Origin of the sequence: Prauserella halophila (assembly GCF_024171895.1) — a bacterium.
GTDB classification, from domain to species: domain Bacteria; phylum Actinomycetota; class Actinomycetes; order Mycobacteriales; family Pseudonocardiaceae; genus Prauserella; species Prauserella halophila.
Genome location: NZ_JAMTCQ010000008.1, coordinates 375,023 through 395,095, shown reverse-complemented (window position 1 = coordinate 395,095; position 20,073 = coordinate 375,023). Strand labels below are relative to the sequence as shown.

19 protein-coding genes are annotated in these 20,073 nt (G+C 71.8%); 15 read left to right on the top strand and 4 right to left on the bottom strand.

Features of this window, described 5'->3' with window-relative positions:
• The first annotated feature begins 64 nt into the window (after nucleotides 1-64).
• The 3 genes from LY41_RS02040 to LY41_RS02030 all read left to right on the top strand — a co-directional run bounded on the left by LY41_RS02040 (nucleotide 65) and on the right by LY41_RS02030 (nucleotide 2,948).
• Nucleotides 65-832 carry a GNAT family N-acetyltransferase gene (locus LY41_RS02040; RefSeq protein WP_253862093.1) on the top strand — a complete coding sequence of 256 codons (768 nt, stop codon included), beginning with the start codon at nucleotides 65-67 and terminating at the stop codon, nucleotides 830-832.
• Complete coding sequence (locus LY41_RS02035) at nucleotides 829-1,761, top strand: lysophospholipid acyltransferase family protein (RefSeq protein WP_253862092.1); 933 nt, start codon at nucleotides 829-831, stop codon at nucleotides 1,759-1,761. The genes LY41_RS02040 and LY41_RS02035 overlap by 4 nt, the downstream gene beginning before the upstream one ends.
• A gap of 110 nt (nucleotides 1,762-1,871) precedes the next feature.
• The gene (locus LY41_RS02030) at nucleotides 1,872-2,948 is read left to right on the top strand and encodes a Glu/Leu/Phe/Val dehydrogenase dimerization domain-containing protein (RefSeq protein ID WP_253862091.1); all 1,077 of its coding nucleotides are present in this window, start codon (nucleotides 1,872-1,874) and stop codon (nucleotides 2,946-2,948) included.
• Nucleotides 2,949-3,005: 57 nt separating this feature from the next.
• Here the strand turns inward: LY41_RS02030 and LY41_RS02025 are convergent, their stop codons facing one another.
• Nucleotides 3,006-5,120: a VanW family protein gene (locus tag LY41_RS02025; RefSeq protein WP_308292187.1), complete on the bottom strand. Its 2,115-nt coding sequence runs from the start codon at nucleotides 5,118-5,120 to the stop codon at nucleotides 3,006-3,008.
• Between the two features lie 365 nt (nucleotides 5,121-5,485).
• On the opposite strand from LY41_RS02025, the gene LY41_RS02020 reads away from it, so the two are divergent.
• The 4 genes from LY41_RS02020 (at nucleotide 5,486) to priA (ending at nucleotide 9,194) form a co-directional block, all read left to right on the top strand.
• Nucleotides 5,486-6,493 carry a PHP domain-containing protein gene (locus tag LY41_RS02020; protein WP_253862090.1) on the top strand — a complete coding sequence of 336 codons (1,008 nt, stop codon included), beginning with the start codon at nucleotides 5,486-5,488 and terminating at the stop codon, nucleotides 6,491-6,493.
• Nucleotides 6,494-6,558: 65 nt separating this feature from the next.
• On the top strand, nucleotides 6,559-7,716 hold the full coding sequence (locus LY41_RS02015) for an MFS transporter (protein ID WP_253862089.1): 1,158 nt from the start codon (nucleotides 6,559-6,561) through the stop codon (nucleotides 7,714-7,716).
• Nucleotides 7,717-7,725: 9 nt separating this feature from the next.
• Nucleotides 7,726-8,355, top strand: coding sequence for an imidazole glycerol phosphate synthase subunit HisH (gene hisH, locus LY41_RS02010; RefSeq protein WP_253862088.1), 630 nt, complete (start codon nucleotides 7,726-7,728; stop codon nucleotides 8,353-8,355).
• Between the two features lie 101 nt (nucleotides 8,356-8,456).
• Nucleotides 8,457-9,194: a bifunctional 1-(5-phosphoribosyl)-5-((5-phosphoribosylamino)methylideneamino)imidazole-4-carboxamide isomerase/phosphoribosylanthranilate isomerase PriA gene (gene priA / locus LY41_RS02005; RefSeq protein WP_253862087.1), complete on the top strand. Its 738-nt coding sequence runs from the start codon at nucleotides 8,457-8,459 to the stop codon at nucleotides 9,192-9,194.
• Nucleotides 9,195-9,224: 30 nt separating this feature from the next.
• Here priA and LY41_RS02000 read toward each other — a convergent pair whose 3' ends face one another.
• Nucleotides 9,225-9,608 carry a PPOX class F420-dependent oxidoreductase gene (locus LY41_RS02000; RefSeq protein ID WP_253862086.1) on the bottom strand — a complete coding sequence of 128 codons (384 nt, stop codon included), beginning with the start codon at nucleotides 9,606-9,608 and terminating at the stop codon, nucleotides 9,225-9,227.
• Nucleotides 9,609-9,618: 10 nt separating this feature from the next.
• Nucleotides 9,619-11,406 (bottom strand): hypothetical protein, encoded by a 1,788-nt coding sequence (locus tag LY41_RS01995; RefSeq protein ID WP_253862085.1) that lies wholly within the window; start codon nucleotides 11,404-11,406, stop codon nucleotides 9,619-9,621.
• Between the two features lie 123 nt (nucleotides 11,407-11,529).
• Here LY41_RS01995 and hisF point away from each other — a divergent pair, with 123 nt between their 5' ends.
• Together hisF and hisI are read left to right on the top strand one after the other, a co-directional pair.
• A complete protein-coding gene (gene hisF / locus LY41_RS01990; RefSeq protein WP_253862084.1) occupies nucleotides 11,530-12,303 on the top strand; it encodes an imidazole glycerol phosphate synthase subunit HisF in 774 nt (257 codons plus the stop codon).
• A complete protein-coding gene (gene hisI, locus LY41_RS01985) occupies nucleotides 12,300-12,695 on the top strand; it encodes a phosphoribosyl-AMP cyclohydrolase (RefSeq protein WP_253862083.1) in 396 nt (131 codons plus the stop codon). The genes hisF and hisI overlap by 4 nt, the downstream gene beginning before the upstream one ends.
• A 144-nt stretch (nucleotides 12,696-12,839) precedes the next feature.
• On the opposite strand, the gene LY41_RS01980 is transcribed toward hisI, so the two are convergent.
• Nucleotides 12,840-13,469 (bottom strand): TetR/AcrR family transcriptional regulator, encoded by a 630-nt coding sequence (locus tag LY41_RS01980; protein WP_253862082.1) that lies wholly within the window; start codon nucleotides 13,467-13,469, stop codon nucleotides 12,840-12,842.
• Nucleotides 13,470-13,542: 73 nt separating this feature from the next.
• Between LY41_RS01980 and LY41_RS01975 the strand changes: the two genes are divergently transcribed.
• The 6 genes from LY41_RS01975 (at nucleotide 13,543) to lgt (ending at nucleotide 20,018) form a co-directional block, all read left to right on the top strand.
• Entirely contained in the window at nucleotides 13,543-15,099 is a 1,557-nt protein-coding gene (locus LY41_RS01975) for an anthranilate synthase component I (RefSeq protein WP_253862081.1), read from the top strand.
• Nucleotides 15,086-15,895, top strand: a complete 810-nt coding sequence (locus LY41_RS01970) for a Trp biosynthesis-associated membrane protein (RefSeq protein WP_253862080.1) — start codon at nucleotides 15,086-15,088, stop codon at nucleotides 15,893-15,895. The genes LY41_RS01975 and LY41_RS01970 overlap by 14 nt, the downstream gene beginning before the upstream one ends.
• Nucleotides 15,896-16,039: 144 nt before the next feature.
• Entirely contained in the window at nucleotides 16,040-16,849 is an 810-nt protein-coding gene (gene trpC, locus LY41_RS01965) for an indole-3-glycerol phosphate synthase TrpC (RefSeq protein WP_253862079.1), read from the top strand.
• 5 nt (nucleotides 16,850-16,854) lie between these two features.
• Nucleotides 16,855-18,096: a tryptophan synthase subunit beta gene (gene trpB, locus LY41_RS01960; protein ID WP_253862078.1), complete on the top strand. Its 1,242-nt coding sequence runs from the start codon at nucleotides 16,855-16,857 to the stop codon at nucleotides 18,094-18,096.
• Nucleotides 18,093-18,878, top strand: a complete 786-nt coding sequence (gene trpA / locus LY41_RS01955; protein WP_253862077.1) for a tryptophan synthase subunit alpha — start codon at nucleotides 18,093-18,095, stop codon at nucleotides 18,876-18,878. The genes trpB and trpA overlap by 4 nt, the downstream gene beginning before the upstream one ends.
• A gap of 42 nt (nucleotides 18,879-18,920) precedes the next feature.
• Entirely contained in the window at nucleotides 18,921-20,018 is a 1,098-nt protein-coding gene (gene lgt / locus LY41_RS01950; protein ID WP_253862076.1) for a prolipoprotein diacylglyceryl transferase, read from the top strand.
• The last annotated feature ends 55 nt before the right edge of the window (nucleotides 20,019-20,073 follow it).

The following is a 20,073-nucleotide window of genomic DNA, read 5'->3' as shown; positions in this document are numbered from 1 at the left end:
TGTGCAGCCATCGGCCACGGCCGGTGCCCGCCGGGGTTTTCCTGCCGGCGCGAGCATCCCAGTCATGACGCGGTCACAGCCCCTGCTCAGTACGGACCGGACGGCAGGCGGCGCGCGGTACTCGCTGCGCGTCGCCTCGGGAGAGGACGAGGTGCTTGCCGCCCAGCGGCTGCGGCACCGGGCCTTCGCCGAGGAGATGGGCGCACGGCTCGCACCCGGGCCGGACGGCCTGGACGTGGACCCGTTCGACGCCTTCTGCGACCACCTCGTGGTCACCGACGACGAGTCCGGCGCGATCGTCGGTACCTACCGCATGCTGCCGCCGGACCGTGCCCGCGAAGCCGGGAACCTCTACGCCGACACGGAATTCGACCTGACGGCGCTCGGCCCGCTGCGCGGGTCGCTCGTCGAAACCGGACGGTCCTGTGTGGACGCCGCCCATCGCACGGGAGCGGTCGTCAGCCTGGTGTGGGCCGGCATCGCGCGGTACATGCTGTTGTCCGGGCACCGCTACCTCGCCGGCTGCGCCTCGGTGCCGCTCGCCGACGGCGGGGTTCAGGCCGCCGGTGTCTGGGACCTCGTACGCACCAAGTATGCCGCCGACGAGGCGCATCGCGTGACTCCGCGGCGGCCGTGGGAGTGCGACGAGATCGCACGTCCCGCGCGCCCGGTGCTGCCGCCGCTGCTGCGCGGGTACGTGCGCCTCGGCGCCCGGGTGTGCGGGCCGCCCGCGCACGATCCGGACTTCGACGTCGCCGATTTCTTCGTGCTGCTCGATCTGCAGCGGGTCGACGAGCGCTACCTGAAGCACTTCCTGGGGACCGGGGTATGAGTCACCCGTGGATGCCCGTCTCGCCGTGCGGTGACGGCTGTCTCACCCGGGAGGGTGCCCGGGTCGGGCCGGTGCGGCGTGGGCTGCGGCTGGCCGGTGCCGCTCTCGTCGTCGCCGTCGCGCTGGTGCTCGGGCCGGTGCTGGCGGTGCTGCCCGGCCGTGACCGGGTCGTACGCCGGGTGCTCGGCGGTGTGCTGGCGGCGCTGGGGATACGGCTCGTGGTCCGCGGCGAGCTCGCCGGCCGCGGGCGCGGTGCGCTCGTCGTCAGCAATCACATCTCGTTCGCCGACATCCTGGGCCTGAACGCGATGCGCCCCATGCGGGCGCTCGCGAAGCGGGAGATCGCCTCGTGGCCGGTACTGGGAACGCTGGTCGCGCGGATGGGCACGGTCTTCCTCGACCGCGATCGACTGTCCGCGCTGCCCGCCGCTGTCGATGCGCTGACCACGACACTGCGGTCGGGCGCGCTGGTCACCGTGAATCCCGAGGGGACGACGTGGTGCGGGTCGGCCTCCGGGCGGTTCCGTCCCGCGATGTTCCAGGCGGCGATCGATGCGGGGGTGCCCGTGCAGCCGGTGGCCGTGCGGTACCTGGCAGGCGGGCGCGAGACGACCCGGCCCGCGTTCATCGGCCCCGAATCCCTCATCGCCTCGCTCCGGCGGGCCGTGGCGATCCCGGACCTGACCCTCGAGCTGACGGTGTGCCCGGAGATCGCACCCGGCCGCGCGGCCGGGCGGCGGGAACTCGCGGCGCTGGCCGAAGCCGCCGTCGCGTCCGAGCTGGGCACGGTCACCGTCGCGGGCCGGGCCGGGCCGGTGGCTGCTGCCGCTCCGGCGACATCGCCGGCCCGGGACGCAGCGCCCGTTCCGGCGGCGCCGCCAGTCCAACGTCCGTCGCTTTCCCCTGCGACACGGCCGGGTCTATCGTGAGCTGACGCGGTGTGCGCTGCGGTAACCCCGCACGCCTGCGCCGTGGAACACAACCGATCCCGGCCGGTGCCGACCGGCGCCGACCGGAACCGACAAAGGAGTCACCACCCGTGACCGACGGTGTATTCGGCCGCGAGAGCGGCCACGAACAGGTCGTCCACTGTCATGACCGTGCCACCGGACTGAAGGCCATCATCGCGGTGTACTCGACCGCGCTCGGCCCGGCCCTCGGCGGCACCCGCTTCTACCCGTACCCGGACGAGGACGCCGCGCTCGACGACGCGCTGGCACTGTCGAAGGGGATGGCCTACAAGAACGCGCTCGCAGGCCTCGACCTCGGCGGCGGCAAGGCGGTCATCATGGGGGACCCCGACGCGCTCAAATCGGAGGCCCTGCTGCGCGCCTACGGCCGGTTCATCCAGTCGCTCGGTGGCCGGTACATCACCGCGTGCGACGTCGGCACCTACGTGCGCGACATGGACGTCATCGCGCGTGAGACGGGTTTCGTCACCGGACGCTCACGCGAGGAAGGCGGCGCGGGTGACTCCTCGGAGCTCACCGCGTTCGGCGTCTACCAGGGAATGCGCGCCTCGGCGGAGCACTGCTGGGGAAGTCCGGAGCTCAAGGGCACGCGTGTCGGCGTGGAAGGTGTCGGCAAGGTCGGCAAACTCCTCGTCGGTCACCTCGCGCAGTCGGGCGCCGAGATCGTCGTCACCGACGTCGACGAGCGGGCCGTGGACCAGGTCCGCGCGGTGCATCCGTCGGTGGAGGTCGTCGACGACACCGCCGCGCTGATCGCGTCCGATGTGGACATCTTCGCCCCGTGCGCGCTCGGCGGGGTCCTCGACGACGACACGGTGCCTGCGCTGCGTGCCGCGATCGTGTGCGGCGCCGCCAACAACCAGCTCGCGCATCCGGGTGTCGAGAAGCTGCTGCAGGATCGGGGCATCCTGTTCGCTCCCGACTATCTCGTCAACGCGGGCGGCACGATCCAGGTCAGTGACGAGCTGCGCGGCTACGACCCCGACCGGGCCCGGCTCAAGGCGACGTCGCTGTACGAGACCGCCAAGGCCGTGTTCGCCCTCGCCGACGACGAAGGCGTGCCGGCCGTGACCGCAGCCGACCGGTTGGCCGAGCGCCGGATGTCGGAGGTGTCGCACCTGCGCTCGATCCTCACCGTGCGCTGACACCGGGGCGTGACCGAGGAGTGCGGCGGGGCCCGGGCCGGAACCCCGCCGCACTCGTCACTCCGGCCGGTTGTTCTTGCAGACGATCTTGGGCTGCGGGTTGTACTTCACTGTCCGATCCTCCCGCTCGACCGAACCGGAGTCGAGATCACGCAGCACGCGCGTGTTCGTCACGGTGAATCCGGGTGCGCCGCTGCTCGGCGAGCATTCGTCGCCGTCGGGCCCGTCCTTGGTCTCCGGATCGACGACGTTGCTGCGATCGCCCGTGCGGGACTTGACGTCGTACTTCTTCGTGCCCCACAGCTTGATCGTGATGTCGTTCTTCGTCCACTGGGTCTGGATCGCGACACCGTTCGGCAGGTTGTTGGTGAACGCCAGGTCGATGAGGCTCGCCCCGTTCGGCTTCTGGAACACTGTCGCCTCCCGGCCTTCGGGATAGCGGCTGATGTAGTAGCTGTGCTCCTGGTGTCCCGCGTCGGTCATGCCCGCGAAGTAGGACGCGTTGTACAGCGTGGTCGCGAACTGCGAGATGCCACCGCCGACGGCCGTGCCCGGCGCGCCGTTCTTGATGATGCCCGCCTCGACGTAGCCCTGCGCCTGGGTGCGCGGGCCGGTGTGCTGGTTGAGGCTGAAGGTCTCGCCCGGCTTGACGATGGCGCCGTCGACCTCTTCGGCCACGCGGCGGATGTTCACGCCGGAGTCGGCGGCGAAGCCGCCGGTCGTGAACTCACCGATGACCTCCTTGATACCCAGCTGCTTGGCTTGCTTCGTCGTGATCTCGGCCTGTTGTTTCTCGTACTCGGCCGTGATCTCCCGCTCGTCCTGGCTGCGCAGCACGTCCATCAGCGGCTCGAACGTGTCCTTCCACTTGATGCGCTTGCCCTCCTTGGACGGTTTGACGGTCGGCGAACCGTCCTTGAACACGATCTCGGCGTCGCGTCCTTCCTGCACCGTGCTCGAGAGCTCCTCCTTGACGCCTGCGGCCATCTTCTTCCGGTCGATCTTCGGGGTGAGCTCGCCGTTGTCGGGTTCGAAACTCAGTGCCGCCGCGATCTCCTCCGGTTCGAGCGTGCCGTCGGCGTCGTCCCCGCGCACCAGGACCGGGGCCGATACCGCGGGTTCGGCGACGTCGCGCAACATGGCCTGCACGTCCTCGGAACTGACCGACACGGGGGTGCTGCTGACCGGGAGTTCGATCCGCTCGCCGTCGGCCCAGTCCTGCACGATGACGTTCTCGGCCGCCGTGACGTCGAGTTTCTGGCCGTCCTTCGGTTCGACCGCCTTCGGGGTCGCGCCCTCGAAGGCGATCGAACCCTCGACCGGGTCGCGGTCGACGGTTTCCTGCACCGTCACGAGCGCGTTCTCGAGCTGATTGCGCTCGGTCTCGGTGGCGACGTCGACCTCGCGCTCGGTGAACAGCGACGCGATCCGGGAGAACGGGTTGAGCGGCTGATCGCCCGCGCGGTCGAGGGTTTCCTTCCAGTTCAGCCGGAGACCGGCCTGCTGCGGGTCGAACTCGTTGTCGACGTCGCCCGCGCGGTACTGCACCGGCTGCGTCATGCGCGGCTCCAGCTCGGAGCGGAGTTTGTCCTCGGCGTCCGAGCGGTTCATCCCGCCCACGTCGACGCTCGCGACGACGGTGCCGCGGGGCACGTCACCCGAGGTGGCGAACACGTCGGCCACGTAGACGAGTGCGAGCACTCCGAGAACGGCCGCGGCGACCAGCAGTGGCGTGCGGGCTCGGCCCAGTGCGGCCCCGCGAGTACCACCGGGGGCCGCGCCACCGGTGTCGTCGGGGCTGGGGCCGGTGGGGTCGTCGGCCGGGACGGCGGGGATGTACTGCGTGGTTTCCCCCGCGGTGTCCGGCGCGGGCGTTGCGGGTGCGGTGGGTGCGTTCGCCGCCGCGGCGACGACCGTGTCGTCGCCCGAGCCGGCGGCGGGGCCGGGCACCTGCTGCGTGGTCTCCGCGTCGGCCTCGGGCCACGCGATGTGCTGCGTGGTCTCTGCGGCGCCGTACTCCGAGATGAACTGCGTACTTTCCGTGGCAGACTCGGTGCTCTCCGTGTTCGCCGGCGGGACGGCAGGGAGAATGTCGGTCTGCTCGGTGTGGGACTCGGGCCACTCGTTCGGCTGCGATTCCGAAGGCTCTGGCCACCGAGGTTCCTGCGGCAAAACAACCCCTCCACGCGCTGTGCGTGCAATAACGGACCCCGACTACCGGGTCAAGATACGGCCTGTGCGCGGACGGGTCGTACGCGACCCCCATCGGGTTCCGTCCTGCCGTTCTCGCAGGCCGGAACGGGTGACGACGATCGTAGGGTGCACTGGGCCGGATGGCGGACGGCGTCGTCACGCCGCGTGTGTACTCCGGCCGGATCCGGTGGCCGCGACGTCGCGTGCGAACCGCCGTCGTCCCCCGGCGATGACGTCGCACGACGTCACCGGATCGTAGTAGTGCGGCCGCGACCGGCCCGGCCGTCGAGGACCCTGGTCGGGTGGGCCGTCCGACCGGTGCCGCCCGACCGGTGAGGTGAGCAATGGATCCCGTGAACGTGTTGCGCCAGATCGCCCTGCACCTGGAACGCACCGGTGAGCCGACCTATCGCGTGCGGGCCTTCCGCAACGCCGCCGCCGTGGTCGCGGACCTGCCCGACGGCGAGCTCGCCCGCCGTGTCACCAGGGGCACGCTGACGGAGCTCACCGGGATCGGGAAGACGACCGCCGGGGTCATCACCGAGGCGGTGCAGGGCAGGGAGCCCGCGTATCTGACGGATCTGGAGTCGCGCGGCGCGCCCGGCATCCCCGATGGCGGGCCGCTGCGCGCCGCCCTGCGCGGGGACTGCCACACCCATTCGGACTGGTCCGACGGCGGCAGTTCGATCGAGGAGATGGCCGGGGCGGCACGCGCGCTCGGCCACGAGTACCTCGTGCTCACCGATCACTCGCCGCGGCTGACGGTCGCGCGCGGCCTGTCGGCCGAGCGGCTCCGCCACCAGCTCGACGTCGTGGCCGAGTGCAACGAGCGCCTCGCCCCGCCGCGCATCCTCAGCGGCATCGAGGTCGACATCCTCGACGACGGCTCGCTCGACCAGGAACCGGATCTGTTGGAACGGCTCGACGTGGTCGTCGCGAGTGTGCACTCGACACTGCGCATGCCCGCGGTGGAGATGACGCGGCGCATGCTGACGGCCGTGTCGCATCCGCGGGTGAACGTCCTCGGTCACTGCACCGGCCGGCTCGTCACCGGTCGCGGCAGGCCCGAATCGCAGTTCGACGCAGGGGCCGTGTTCGCGGCGTGCCGGGAGTTCGACGTCGCCGTGGAGATCAACTCCCGGCCGGAACGGCTCGACCCGCCGAGACGGCTGGTGCGGCTCGCGCAGGAGTCGGGCTGCCGGTTCGCCGTCGACACCGACGCCCACGCGCCCGGGCAGCTGTCCTGGCTGCCGTTCGGCTGCGTGCGCGCGACCGAATGCGGCGTGACCGGGGATCGGGTCGTCAACACCTGGACGGCCGACGAGCTGACGGCGTGGGCGGCCCGGCGCTGAGGCGGCGTTCACGTTCCCGCCACCCGACCCGGTGAGAGCTGTACGAACGTACTAGAACTGTCGGTATGGCTGACCACACATCCGGTGCCCCGCCCCGTGACGAGTCGCCGTGGCGGTACGGGCCGTTCCGGTTGTCGCTCGCCGCGACCGCCCTCGCGTTGTGCGGTTTCTCGCTGCTGCTGCCGGTGGTGCCGCTGTGGGCGGTCCGGCAGGGGGCGGGCACGTTCGCCGCCGGGGCCGCCACCGGTGTGTTCATGGCCAGCACGGTTCTCACGCAGCTCGGGACCGGTGCGTTCGTGCGGCGCTACGGCTACCGCACGGGGATCCTCGCGGGTATCGCGTTCCTCGGCGTGCCCACGCCGCTGCTGATCGAGTGGAGTTCCCCCGAGGGCATCCTGACGATCTCGCTGCTGCGCGGTATCGGTTTCGGCCTGCTCACCGTGTGCGGCAGCGCGCTCATCGCCGAACTGCTGCCGCAGGCCGCCGTCCCGCGCGGTTCGGGCATCTACGGCCTCGCCACGGGCGTGCCGCAGCTCGTCGGATTGCCTGCGGGTCCGTGGCTGGCCGAGCACTGGGGCTTCGCCGCGGTGTTCGTGCTCGCGGCCGCTCTGCCCGCGCTCGCGTTGCTGCCCGCCGCGTTCCTGCCGCCTGCCCGGTCCACCGCCGAACCGGAACGTGGCGGGGGATTCCTCCCGACCGTGCGGCAGACGTGGCGGCCGTGGCTGCCGATGCTCGCCGCCTCGACGGGCCTCGGCGCGCTGGCGACGTTCACCCCGATCCTGCTGCTCGCCCCGGAGTCGTCGATCGCGCTCCTGCTGCTGCCGCTGGCCACGACGTTGTCCCGCTGGGCGGCCGGCAGGCTCGGCACGCGCTGGACCGGGCGGCTGCTGGCACCGGGGCGAGCCCTGTCGGGCCTCGGGCTCGCCGGGTACGCGGTGTTCAGCGAAGGCGGCCCGGCGTGGCTCACCGTGACGGCGATGATCGTGTTCGGCATCGGGTTCGGTGCCGTGCAGAACGACTCGCTCGTGTCGATGTTCCAGCGCACCTCGGCCGGCCGGGCGAGCATCTCCTGGAACGTGGCGTTCGACGCGGGACAGGGCCTGGGTGCGGTGGCCGTCGGCGCGGTCGTGTCCGGCACGTCGTACGCAGTGGCCTTCGGCCTGCTCGCGGTGTGGTCGCTGGCGCTGCTGCCGGTGCGGGTGGCATCCCGGCGGACGGGCTAACCTGGAACCGTGCCCTCAGTTGTGATTCTCGACTACGGATCAGGCAATCTCCGCAGTGCCGAACGCGCCGTCGAGCGTGCAGGTGCCGACGTCGCGGTGACGGCGGATCCCCATGCCGCCGTGGAGGCGGACGGTCTGGTCGTGCCCGGGGTCGGCGCGTTCTCCGCGTGTGCGGAGGGGTTGCGGTCGGTCCAGGGTGATCGCATCGTCGGCAAGCGGCTCGCCGGAGGCAGGCCCGTGCTGGGCATCTGCGTCGGGATGCAGATCCTCTTCGACCGTGGTGTCGAGCACGGCGTGGAAACCGAGGGCACGGGGGAGTGGCCGGGGACGGTCGAGCGGCTCCACGCCGACATCCTCCCGCACATGGGCTGGAACACGGTCCGTGCGCCCGGGGGATCGCGGCTGTTCGACGGCATCGACCCCGACGAGCGGTTCTACTTCGTGCATTCCTACGCGGTGCGGGAATGGACCCTGCGGTCGGAGCTCGGCAGCGCGCAGCCACTGGTGACCTGGGCCCGCCACGGTGAGGACTTCGTCGCCGCCGTCGAGAACGGCGCGCTGAGCGCCACCCAGTTCCACCCGGAGAAGTCCGGGGACGCGGGTGCGCAGCTGCTGCGCAACTGGCTCGGCACGCTGTGACCGCCCCACGCCGGTGACCTCCGGTCCCGGGGCGTGGCGGTGGCCTGCGGGCGCATGCCCCTGTAGGCCGATCGGCGCATCGGGGTCTTAGAGTTGGCGGCGTGACGCTGACACTCCTTCCCGCCGTTGATGTGGCCGACGGCCAGGCCGTGCGCCTGGTCCAGGGCGAGGCCGGCACCGAGACGTCCTACGGATCCCCGCTCGAGGCCGCGCTGACCTGGCAGCGCGACGGTGCGGAGTGGGTGCATCTGGTCGACCTCGACGCCGCGTTCGGCAAGGGGTCGAACCGGGAACTGCTGGCCGACGTCGTGGCGAAGCTCGACGTGCAGGTGGAGTTGTCCGGCGGCATCCGTGACGACGAGTCGCTGAAGGCCGCACTCGACACCGGAGCCCGGCGGGTCAACCTCGGCACGGCGGCACTCGAATCGCCCGACTGGTGCGCCAAGGTCGTGTCCGAATACGGCGACCGCGTGGCGATCGGCCTGGACGTGCGGATCGGCGAGGACGGCTACCGGCTCGCCGCGCGCGGCTGGACCCAGGACGGCGGTGACCTCTGGAAGGTCATGGAACGCCTCGACAACGACGGTGCCCAGCGCTACGTCGTCACCGACGTCAGCAAGGACGGCACGCTGAAGGGGCCGAACGTCGGCCTGCTGCGTGAGGTCGCCGCCCGCACCGACGCCGCGATCATCGCCTCCGGTGGCGTGTCCAGTGTGGACGACCTGCGGTCACTGGCGGCGCTCGAACGCGACGGGGTCGAAGGCGCGATCGTCGGCAAGGCGCTCTACGCCCAGGCGTTCACGCTGCCCGAGGCGCTCGAGGCCGTCGCCGCCGTCTGAACAGCCGCGACGTGCCCGTTCCCTGGAGGGTCAGCCGGTCAGGGTGACGGCGATGCCGACCGTGCGGGACGTGCCGCCGCGGAGTCTGCTGCCCAGCATGGCGAGCTTGCCGAACACCCCGTATTTGCGGGCGATGAGATCGCGGGCGCGGGCACTGCCCGCCTCGTCGAGCACCCGCGCCGTGCCGCGCACCGTGTCCCCGTGGGTCGTCGTGCCGCGGACGTCGCACGCGGTCACCTCGACGCCGGCGCCCGCGCGGATGCGCTTGACCTTGCCCGCATCGCGGCCGCTGTAGAGCACGAGCTCGTCGCCGTCGCGTGCGATCCACACCGGGGTGGGCACTGCCGTGCCCGACCGCCGGAACGTCGTCAGCAGGACGTACTTCTCGGCGCCGAGGCGCTCCAACTCGCTCACGCCGGGGAGTCTATCGGCCGGAAGTGGCTGCGGGCTCCGGTTGCGGGGTGGAGCCGACGCTCAGCGTGTCGCCGCAGGCACGGGTGGGGGCGTGCGCATAGTCACCGGCCGGTCCCGCCGTCGCCTGCGCGTAGGCCCGCAGCCGCTGCAGCGTCTCCTCGTCCGGAACCGCAGTCCTGCGGACCCAGTCGCCGTCGGGCCACGGGTGCCCGGGTTCGGCGAAGATGCGCACGTAGTCGCGGGTGAACCGCGGGTCGTCCGTGAGGTTCTCGTCGCGCGTCCACGGCAGCCGCGTGTGGACGAACGTGGGCCGGAGGTCGTCGAAGACGTAGCGTCTCGTGCCCGCGTGGTCCTCGTTGCGGATCAGGTGCGCCATCCGGATGTCGGTCAGCCCGGCCATGTCGATCAGCCGGAGTCTGCTGGTCATCGACGTGCCGCCGAGGTCGGGCAGTAGCAGCGAGCCGTGGTCCAGTCCCAGCACGTCGGCGTAGCCGTTGAACACGCGGCCGTAGCGGTCGGCGATGTGACAGGCCGACAACGTCGGCGCGCGGCGGAAGTCGTAGGCGGCCACCGCGAACGACGAGCCGCTCGCGAACAGTCCCACGACCAGCCCGGTCACCGCGATCGCGCGTGCCCGTCCCCGCGTGCGCCGCAATGCTTCCGCCGCGGCCAGGACCGCCGTGAGCGCGCCGAGAATCCAGATCGGGGTGGCGAACCGCAGGTGACCCATCCAGTCGTCCTCGAGCACTGTGAACGCGACGAGTGCCAGTCCCAGCGGTACCAGGAGTGCGAGCAGCCCGCGCCGCCACCACGGCGGCTGGGCGAGCAGCATCCCGACCAGCACACAGGCGAGCAGGACGGCCGGTGCGCCCGCGTACGCGACGAGCTGCCCGGCCTTCGACAGATCCGTCGGATACGGCAGGCCCTGGGACTTCGCGATCGACGGCGCCGACAACCACTCGCCGAACGTGAACCGGCGCCACAGGAAGTACGCACCGGCGGCGGCGACGAACGCCGCCGACGACGCCGCGACATGCCGCAGGCCCGCCGACACGTGCCTCCTCGGCGACCGCAGCACCATCCCCAGCACGACGATCGGATAGACGCCGCCGTAGATCAGCCCTTCCGGCCGGGTGAGGGCCGCCAGTGCCGCGAGCAGGCCCGCACCGACCGCGAGCCGCCACCGCAGGACGGCATCGCCGAGCACCGCCCGGAACACCAGCACCGCCAGCGTCGTGACCAGCAGGCCGTACAGGGCGTTCTCGAGTCCCGACACCACCCAGATGACGAACGACGGTGTCACCGCGAGCAGACCGCCCACGGCCAGCGTCCCGAGCCACGGCCGCACCAGCACCCGTGCCAGCGCGGCGTGGCAGGCCGTCAGCGTGCCCGCGCACAGCACCAGCGCGAGGACCTTGGGCAGCAGCACGTAGTCCGGAACCCCGAGGATCGTGCCGTGGTCGAACAGGCCGGCGAGCCGGGCCAGCGCCAGCAGCAGCGTCCACGTGACGTTGGAGAACCCTTCCACCGGTGCGGTACCGGGCTGGACGACGGGTCCGAGCCCCTCGGCGAAACTGCGCGCGTACGAGAACGTGATCGCGGCGTCGTCGACGATCCAGTTGCCGTAGTAGGCACCGTGCGCGCCGAGCATCACGGTGCCGGCCGTCACGGAGGCGGCGGCCGGCAGCCGGGAGCGCCATCGGCCCGGACGCCTCTCCTCGGCCGGGGACGCCGGCGTGTCCTGCGGGCCCGCGGTCCGCTCCGCGGGACGGGTCGCGACCATCGGTCCGTCTGTCACAGTCACCGGATCGTACGCAGGAGCGCCGGTCATGATCACGCGACACCCGCCGCGTGCCCGATTCCTGCCGAGCACGGGAATCCCGCCTGCTCGCACCCCGGTTTCCCCGCCTAGTCTGGGGACATGTCCGTTGCGGTGAGGGTGATCCCGTGTCTCGACGTCGATGCGGGACGTGTCGTCAAAGGCGTCAACTTCGTCGATCTGCGCGACGCGGGTGACCCGGTGGAACTGGCGCGCGCCTACGACGCCGCGGGTGCCGACGAGCTGACCTTCCTCGACGTGACCGCCTCCTCGGGCGACCGCGAGACCACCTACGACGTGGTGCGGCGCACCGCCGAGCAGGTGTTCATCCCGCTGACCGTCGGAGGTGGGGTCCGCAGCACCGACGACGTCGACCGGCTGCTGCGGGCCGGTGCCGACAAGGTCGGCATCAACACCGCGGCGATCGCCCGCCCGGAGCTGCTGCGGGAAGCCTCGGAGCGGTTCGGCGCGCAGTGTGTCGTGCTGTCGGTCGACGCGCGCCGGGTACCCGAGGGTGCGGAGCCGACGCCGTCGGGCTTCGAGGTGACCACGCACGGCGGCAGGCGGGGCACCGGAATCGACGCGGTCGAGTGGGCGGCGCGGGGCGAACAGCTCGGTGTCGGCGAGATCCTGCTGAACTCGATGGACGCCGACGGCACGAAGACCGGGTTCGACCTCGCACTGCTGCAGCTCGTGCGCGAGGCGGTGCGCGTGCCGGTGATCGCCAGCGGCGGGGCCGGTGCGGTCGAGCACTTCCTGCCCGCCGTCGACGCGGGCGCGGACGCGGTGCTGGCGGCGAGCGTGTTCCACTTCGGCGAGTTCACGATCGCCGACGTCAAGACCGCCCTCAAGGCAGGAAACGTGGAGATCCGATGAGCAGCGGCGAGCGAGCAGGGGAGACGAACCTCGATCCGGCCGTCGCCGGCAGACTCAAGCGGGGTGACGACGGGCTCGTCTGCGCCGTCGTCGTCGACCACGCGACCTCCGACGTGCTCATGGTGGCGTGGATGGACGACGAGGCCCTCGCCCACACACTCGCGACCCGTCGCGCGACCTACTACTCACGGAGCAGGCAGCAGCTGTGGGTGAAAGGGGAGACCTCGGGCAACGTCCAGCACGTGCGCGAGGTCCGGCTGGACTGCGACGCGGACACGCTGCTCGTGCGGGTGGACCAGACCGGCCCGGCGTGCCACACCGGCACGCGGACGTGCTTCGACGCCGACCTCCTGCTGGCGGACGACCCGGGCGGCGACGCGCCCGGCGCCTGATCGCCGCGGCACGGGGCTCTCCCTCGGCGGCAGCGCCGGCACCGGCAGCTCGGCGGCAGCGCCGGCACCGGCAGCTCGGCGGCAGCGGCGGCGGCAGCTCGGCGGCGGCTCGGCGGCGGCGCCTGCGTCCCGTCCCGCCCCGCGTCACGAGTGGCCGAGGTCGCCGGTGAGGTAGCGCTGGAGGGTCGGGGCGACGGCCGCGACGATCGTGTCGGGATCGGCCGAGCAGAGCGGTTCGAACTCGGCCACGTAGCGCGCCATACCGAGCCCGATCACCTGGCTCGCGCACAGCGAGGCGCGCAGTTCCGGCTGATCGGTGTCCGCGGCCGCCGCGACCGGTCCGAGCACCCTGGCGACCAGGACCGCACGCAGTGTGTGCATGGCCTCGGGGTTGCTGGCGACGCTGCGGACCAGGGCGGTGAAGCGATCGCCGCCCGCGCCGTCCCAGAGCCCGACGAACGTGCGGACGATGCCTTCGCCGAGGCGGTCCCGGCCGTAGGCGGTGACGGTGGCGACCACGTCGGCGAAGTCGAACGGCAACTGCAGCACCGCTTCGGCGAACAACTGATCCTTGCCGCCGAACCAGTGGTTGACCATCGCGGCGTCGACGCCGGCGCGCGTGGCGATCGCACGGACGGTCGCCCCGCCGAACCCACTGTCGGCGAACTCGGCGCGCGCCGCAGCCACCAGGGCGGCGCGCGTGTCCTGTCCGGCGGGCCTGCGGCCCCGGCGCCGGGAGCCGTCGGCTGCCGGGCGGTGCGGTGTGCTGGTCACCCCGCCATCATCGCCGATGCGCGAGCACCGATCCCACCGCCGGGCCCACGGGCGCCGACGGCACAATGAACCCATGGTCACTGCCCATTCCGTCGAGGCCGCCCGTGCCGGCCTGGGCACCGTCACGCCGTCGGCCGCGCAGTTCCGCGAACTCGCCGAGGACCGGCGCGTGATCCCGGTCGTCCGCCGCGTGCTCGCGGACGCCGACACGCCCGTCGCCCTGTACCGCAAGCTCGCCGAGGACCGCCCCGGCACGTTCCTGCTCGAATCGGCGGAGAACGGCGAGTCGTGGTCGCGATGGTCGTTCATCGGGGTGCACAGCCCGTCGGCGCTGACCGTGCGCGACGGCGAGGCGGTGTGGACGGGGACACCCGTCGCGGGTCTGCCCTCCGGCGGCGATCCGCTGGCCGTGTTGCGCGAGACGCTCGAGACGCTGCACACCGAGCCGCTGCCCGGCATGCCGCCGCTGACGGGCGGCATGGTCGGCTACATCGGCTACGACGCGGTGCGCTGGATCGAACGGCTGCCGGAGATCGCCGAGAAGGATCTCGACATCCCCGAGCTGACGATGCTGCTGGCGACCGACCTCGCGGCGTTCGACCACCACGAGGGCACGGTCACGCTCATCGCCAACGCGGTGAACTGGGACGACAGCCCCGAGCGGGTGGATGCCGCCTACGAGGACGCGGTGCGCAGGCTCGACGCCATGACGGCGCAGCTCGCCACGCCCGCCCCCGCCACGAACGCGGTGTTCGACCGGCCCGCCCCCGAGTTCGACCGTGCGCGCACGAAGGACGATTTCCACGCGGCCGTCGAGGCGGCGAAGGAGGCCATCCACGCGGGCGAGGCGTTCCAGATCGTGCCCTCGCAGCGGTTCGAACTGCGCACCGGTGCCGACGCGCTCGACATCTACCGCGTGCTGCGGACATCCAACCCGAGCCCGTACATGTACCTGCTGCGCCTCGACGGGTTCGACATCGTCGGCTCGAGCCCCGAGTCGCTGGTGACGGTGCGGGACGGCAAGGCGACGACGCACCCGATCGCGGGAACCCGCTGGCGCGGCACCGACGCCGAGGAGGATGCCCAGCTGGCCAAGGGGCTGCTCGCCGACGAGAAGGAACGCGCCGAGCACCTGATGCTGGTCGACCTCGGCCGCAACGACCTCGGCAAAGTGTGCAGGCCGGGCTCGGTGCAGGTGGTGGACTTCTTCACGATCGAGCGCTACAGCCACGTCATGCACATCGTGTCCACCGTGACCGGCGAGCTCGCCGACGACGCGGCGGCGATCGACGCGGTGACCGCGTGTTTCCCCGCGGGCACGCTGTCCGGGGCACCCAAGGTGCGGGCGATGGAGCTCATCGAACAGCTCGAACCGACCCGGCGCGGACTGTACGGCGGCGTCGTGGGTTACCTCGACTTCGCGGGCGACGCCGACACCGCGATCGCGATCCGCACGGCCCTGGTGCGCGACGGGGTCGCCTACGTTCAGGCGGGCGGTGGGATCGTCGCCGATTCCGAGCCCGACTACGAGGACAACGAGGCGCTGAACAAGGCCCGCACAGTGCTGTCGGCCGTTGCGGCGGCCGGCACGCTCCGGCCCGCGGGCACGACGGGCGATGACGGTGCCTGACGACCACGCCGGCCGCCACGACGACGGCACCGACGGCACCGGCACCGGCACCGGCGAGGGCACCGGCGGCGAGGGTGCCGGTGCCGCGGCGTCCGCAGGCGCCGGTGCCGTGCCCGCCACGCCGGCAGGGCCGGACAAACGCGCCCTGTGGGCCGTCGTGGTCACCCTGCTGCTCGGTGCGGGAGCGCTCTGGGGCGCGTCGGGTCTGGTGTGGATCGACGTACCGGACGGGCGCACGGTCGACGGCCGGCTGGTCGACGACTTCACCGGAGGTGAGCTCGCCCCGTGGCCGGTGCCGATCGCGCTGCTGGCGCTGGCCGCCGTCGCGGCGGTCCTGGCGTTCCGCGGCGCGGCGCGCCGGGTGCTCGGCCTGCTGCTGATCGTCGCGGGCGGGGGGACGGTGTACCTGGTCGTTGCGGGCGATACCCGGGAGATCGCCTGGTCCGGGTGGGCGCCCGGCTACGAGGGCAGCACGGCCGAGCCGGTGTGGACGTTCTGGGGTCCCGCGGCCGCCGTCACGGGGGGCGTCTGCATCGCGCTGGCCGGTGCCGTGCTGGTCCTGCGCGGGCACCGCATGGCACGGATGGGAGCCAAGTACACCGCACCCGGCGATCGCCGGGCGGCGCGCGATCCCGACACGGAGCTGTGGGACGCGCTGTCGGAGGGTGACGACCCGACGGGGACCGCCGACACCACGGATTCCGCCGTCGCCGACGGGGCCGGGGACGGTGCGAACGACGCCACTGCAGCCGATGCGGGCGGCCTCGACCGGCCGCGCGGCGACCGCCCGGAGTGAAACCCGTGGTGGGCACGGCTGTCGCCGACCCGCGCCCGGTCTGGACGAGCCCGCGGGTTAGCATCGGTTGAGCGGGAAGGGGAAGGTTTTTGTGAGCCACCTTGCGAGTGAATCAACGGTCCCGGCGCTCGGTGAGGTCAGCCGGTGAGCGTTCTCGAGGACATCGTCGCGGGCGCGCGGGCCGACCTGGCCGAGCGTGAGTCGGCGCTGCCGTTCGACGAGCTGAAGAAGCGTGCCGCGGAGGCGCCCGCACCACGGGACGTCATGGGCTCGCTGCAGGAGTCGGGCATCGGCGTGATCGCCGAGGTCAAGCGGAAGAGCCCGTCGAAGGGCGAGCTGGCCGCCATTCACGATCCGGCCGTACTGGCCAAACACTACGAGGACGCGGGTGCGCGCGTGATCAGCGTGCTCACCGAACAGCGCCGGTTCGGCGGGTCGCTCGCCGATCTCGACGCCGTGCGCGCCGCGGTCGACGTGCCGATCCTGCGCAAGGACTTCATCGTCAGCCCGTACCAGGTGCACGAGGCCCGGCTGCACGGCGCCGACATGGTGCTGCTCATCGTGGCCGCGCTCGAGCAGAACGCGCTCTCCGCACTGCTCGACCGGGTCGAATCGCTGGGCATGACCGCGCTGGTCGAGGTGCACAACGCCGAGGAGTGCGACCGCGCACTGGAGGCGGGTGCCTCCGTCATCGGCATCAACGCCCGCGACCTGCACACCCTCGAGGTCGACCGGGACGTGTTCGCCCGGCTCGCACCCGGTCTGCCGATGGAGACGTTCAAGATCGCCGAATCGGGTGTGCGCGGTCCCGGTGATCTGATGGCCTACGCCGGTCACGGGGCCGACGCCGTGCTGGTCGGCGAGGGACTCGTCAGCACCGACGACCCGAAGGCCGCGCTGGTCCAGCTCGTCACCGCCGGGTCGCACCCCGCCTGTCCGCGTCCGAGCCGGTGACCGACATGACCGACACGGCCCCGCAGTCGTCACAGTCGCCGCACTCGTCGCGGCACGATCCGGACGCCCGTGGTCACTTCGGTGACTACGGCGGCCGGTTCCTGCCCGAGGCGCTCATGGGCGCGCTCGACGAACTGGCCGCCGAGTACGACAAGGCGCAGCAGGACCCCGAGTTCACCGCGGAGTTCCAGCGGTTGCTCTCCGGGTACGCAGGCAGGCCGTCGCTGCTCAGCGAGGCGCCGCGGTTCGCCGAGCACGCAGGCGGTGCGCGGATCCTCCTCAAGCGCGAGGACCTCAACCACACCGGTTCTCACAAGATCAACAACGTGCTGGGCCAGGCGCTGCTGACCAAGCGCATGGGCAAGAAGCGCGTGATCGCCGAGACCGGCGCCGGTCAGCACGGCGTCGCCACCGCGACGGCGTGCGCCCTGCTCGACCTCGAGTGCGTCGTGTACATGGGCGAGGTCGACACCGAGCGGCAGGCGCTCAACGTCGCGCGGATGCGGTTGCTCGGTGCCGAGGTCGTTCCCGTGGCGACCGGTTCGCGCACACTCAAGGACGCCATCAACGAGGCGCTGCGCGACTGGGTCACCAACGTCGACACCACGCACTACCTGCTGGGAACCGCCGCCGGTGCGCACCCGTTCCCGGTGATGGTGCGCAACTTCCACCAGATCATCGGCGAGGAGGCCCGCGAGCAGGTGCTCGCGCAGACGGGCCGCCTCCCGGACGCCGTCGCCGCGTGCGTCGGCGGTGGGTCGAACGCGATCGGCATCTTCCACGGCTTCCTCGACGACACCGACGTTCGGCTGGTCGGTCTCGAACCCGGCGGCAAGGGACTCGACTCCGGGGAACACGGCGCGACCCTGACCCAGGGCACGCCGGGCACGCTGCACGGTGCCCTGTCCTACCTGCTGCAGGACGAGGACGGGCAGACCATCGAGGCCTATTCGATCTCGGCGGGCCTGGACTATCCGGGCGTCGGCCCCGAGCACTCGTATCTGAAGGATGCGGGTCGCGCCGAGTACCGCGCCGTCACCGACGACGAGGCGATGGACGCGTTCCAGCTGTTGTCGAAGACCGAGGGCATCATTCCCGCGATCGAGTCCGCGCACGCGCTCGCCGGGGCCCTGCGACTCGGCCGCGAGCTCGGACCGGACGGTCTGATCCTCGTCAGCCTGTCCGGCCGGGGTGACAAGGACGTCGACACCGCCGCCCGGTACTTCAACCTCGTGGAGGGCGTGTGAGCCGCATCGACGAGCTGTTCGCGCAGACCCGCGGCGAAGGCCGCGGTGCGCTGATCGGCTATCTGCCCGCGGGCTATCCGACGGTCGCCGAGTCCAAGGAGCTGCTCGCCGCGACCGTCGACGCCGGCGCGGATCTGGTCGAGGTCGGGTTCCCGTACTCGGATCCGGTGATGGACGGGCCGACGATCCAGGCGGCCGCCGACACGGCCCTGCGGAACGGTTTCCGGCTCAAGGACCTGTTCGAGGTCGTCGAATCGGTCGCGAACCGTGGCGGCCGCGCGGTCGTGATGACGTACTGGAACCCGGTGTTCCACTACGGTGTCGACGCGTTCGCCCGCGACCTCGCCGCCGCGGGCGGGCTCGGACTGATCACTCCGGACCTGACGCCCGACGAGGGGTCCGAGTGGCTCGCTGCGTCGGACACCCACGGCTTGGACCGGATCTTCCTCGTGGCCCCGTCGTCCTCGGACGAGCGCATCGCGCTGACCACGGCAGCCGCGAGTGGGTTCGTCTACGCCACGGCGGTGATGGGCGTGACGGGCGCCCGCGACACTGTCGGTGGCGCGGCGCAGGGACTCGTGAACCGCACCCGTGTGCACACGGACCTGCCGGTCGGCGTCGGGCTCGGCGTGCGTTCCGGGGATCAGGCCGCCGAGGTGTCGGCGTTCGCCGACGGGGTCATCGTCGGGTCCGCGCTGGTGGCGAAGGCGGTCGACGGTACCGACGCGGTCGCCGCGTTGACGAAGGAGCTGGCCGAGGGCGTGCGCCGCCCACAGGCCTGACGCGGTCGAGTCGGGTAGGGGACACCACGTTACGGTGAGCCTGTGAGTATCGCCTCCGCTGCCTTCCTCTCCACGATTCCCAGTCCCGACCGTGGCGTGTGGGAGATCGGCCCGTTCTCGCTGCGGGCCTACGCACTGTGCATCATCCTCGGCATCGTCGTCGCGATCTGGCTCGGCGAGCGCCGTTGGCAGGCGCGGGGCGGTACCCAGTGCACGATCATCGACATCGCGGTGTGGGCTGCGCCGATGGGCCTCATCGGTGGCCGGCTCTACCACGTCATCACCGACTACCAGCTGTACTTCGGCGAGGGCCGCGACCCGATCCGCGCGCTGTACATCTGGGAGGGCGGTCTCGGGATCTGGGGTGCGATCGCCCTCGGTGCCGTCGGCGCGTGGATCGCCTGCCGCCGCAGGGGAATCCCGCTGCCCGCCGTCGCCGACGCCGTCGCACCCGGCATCGTCATCGCCCAGGCGGTCGGCCGCCTCGGCAACTACTTCAACCAGGAGCTCTACGGCGGGCCCACCGATCTGCCGTGGGGACTGGAGATCTACCGGCGCGTGTCGCCGGACAACCCGGCCATCGAGGATCCGATCGGCGGGGTGGCGATCACCGATGTGCCGGTCGAGGTCGTGCATCCGACGTTCCTCTACGAGCTGTTGTGGAACCTCGGCGTCGCGCTGCTGATCATCTGGCTCGACCGCAGGTTGCGGCTCGGCCACGGCCGCGTGTTCGCCCTCTACGTGGCGGGCTACACCGCGGGCCGGTTCTGGATCGAGCTCATGCGCACCGACCCGGCCAACGAGATCCTCGGCCAGCGCGTCAACGTGTGGGTCTCGGTGCTCGTGTTCCTCGGCGCGGTCGTGTACTTCGTGCTGGCCCGGGCCAAGGGGCCGCGCGAGGCCCCGGAGACGCTGCGCAGTCCGGACGACGAGCGCAACTCGGACGGCGAGGGCAGCTCGGATGACGAGGGCGGTTCGGACGGCGGCGGTAGCGCGGACGACCGTGGCGGCTCCGACGGCTCCGACGACCGGGGCGGCTCCGACGGCGGTGACGACGCCGATTCCGCGTCCGGTGAGGCATCGGCGTCCGGCGATGCCGGAGCAGGGGAACCGCCGGACAAGCCCGGCAACGCCGGCTGACAGTCCACCGGACAAAGCCCCCGCGAGCCCCCGCGAGCCCGATGCGGCTCGCGGG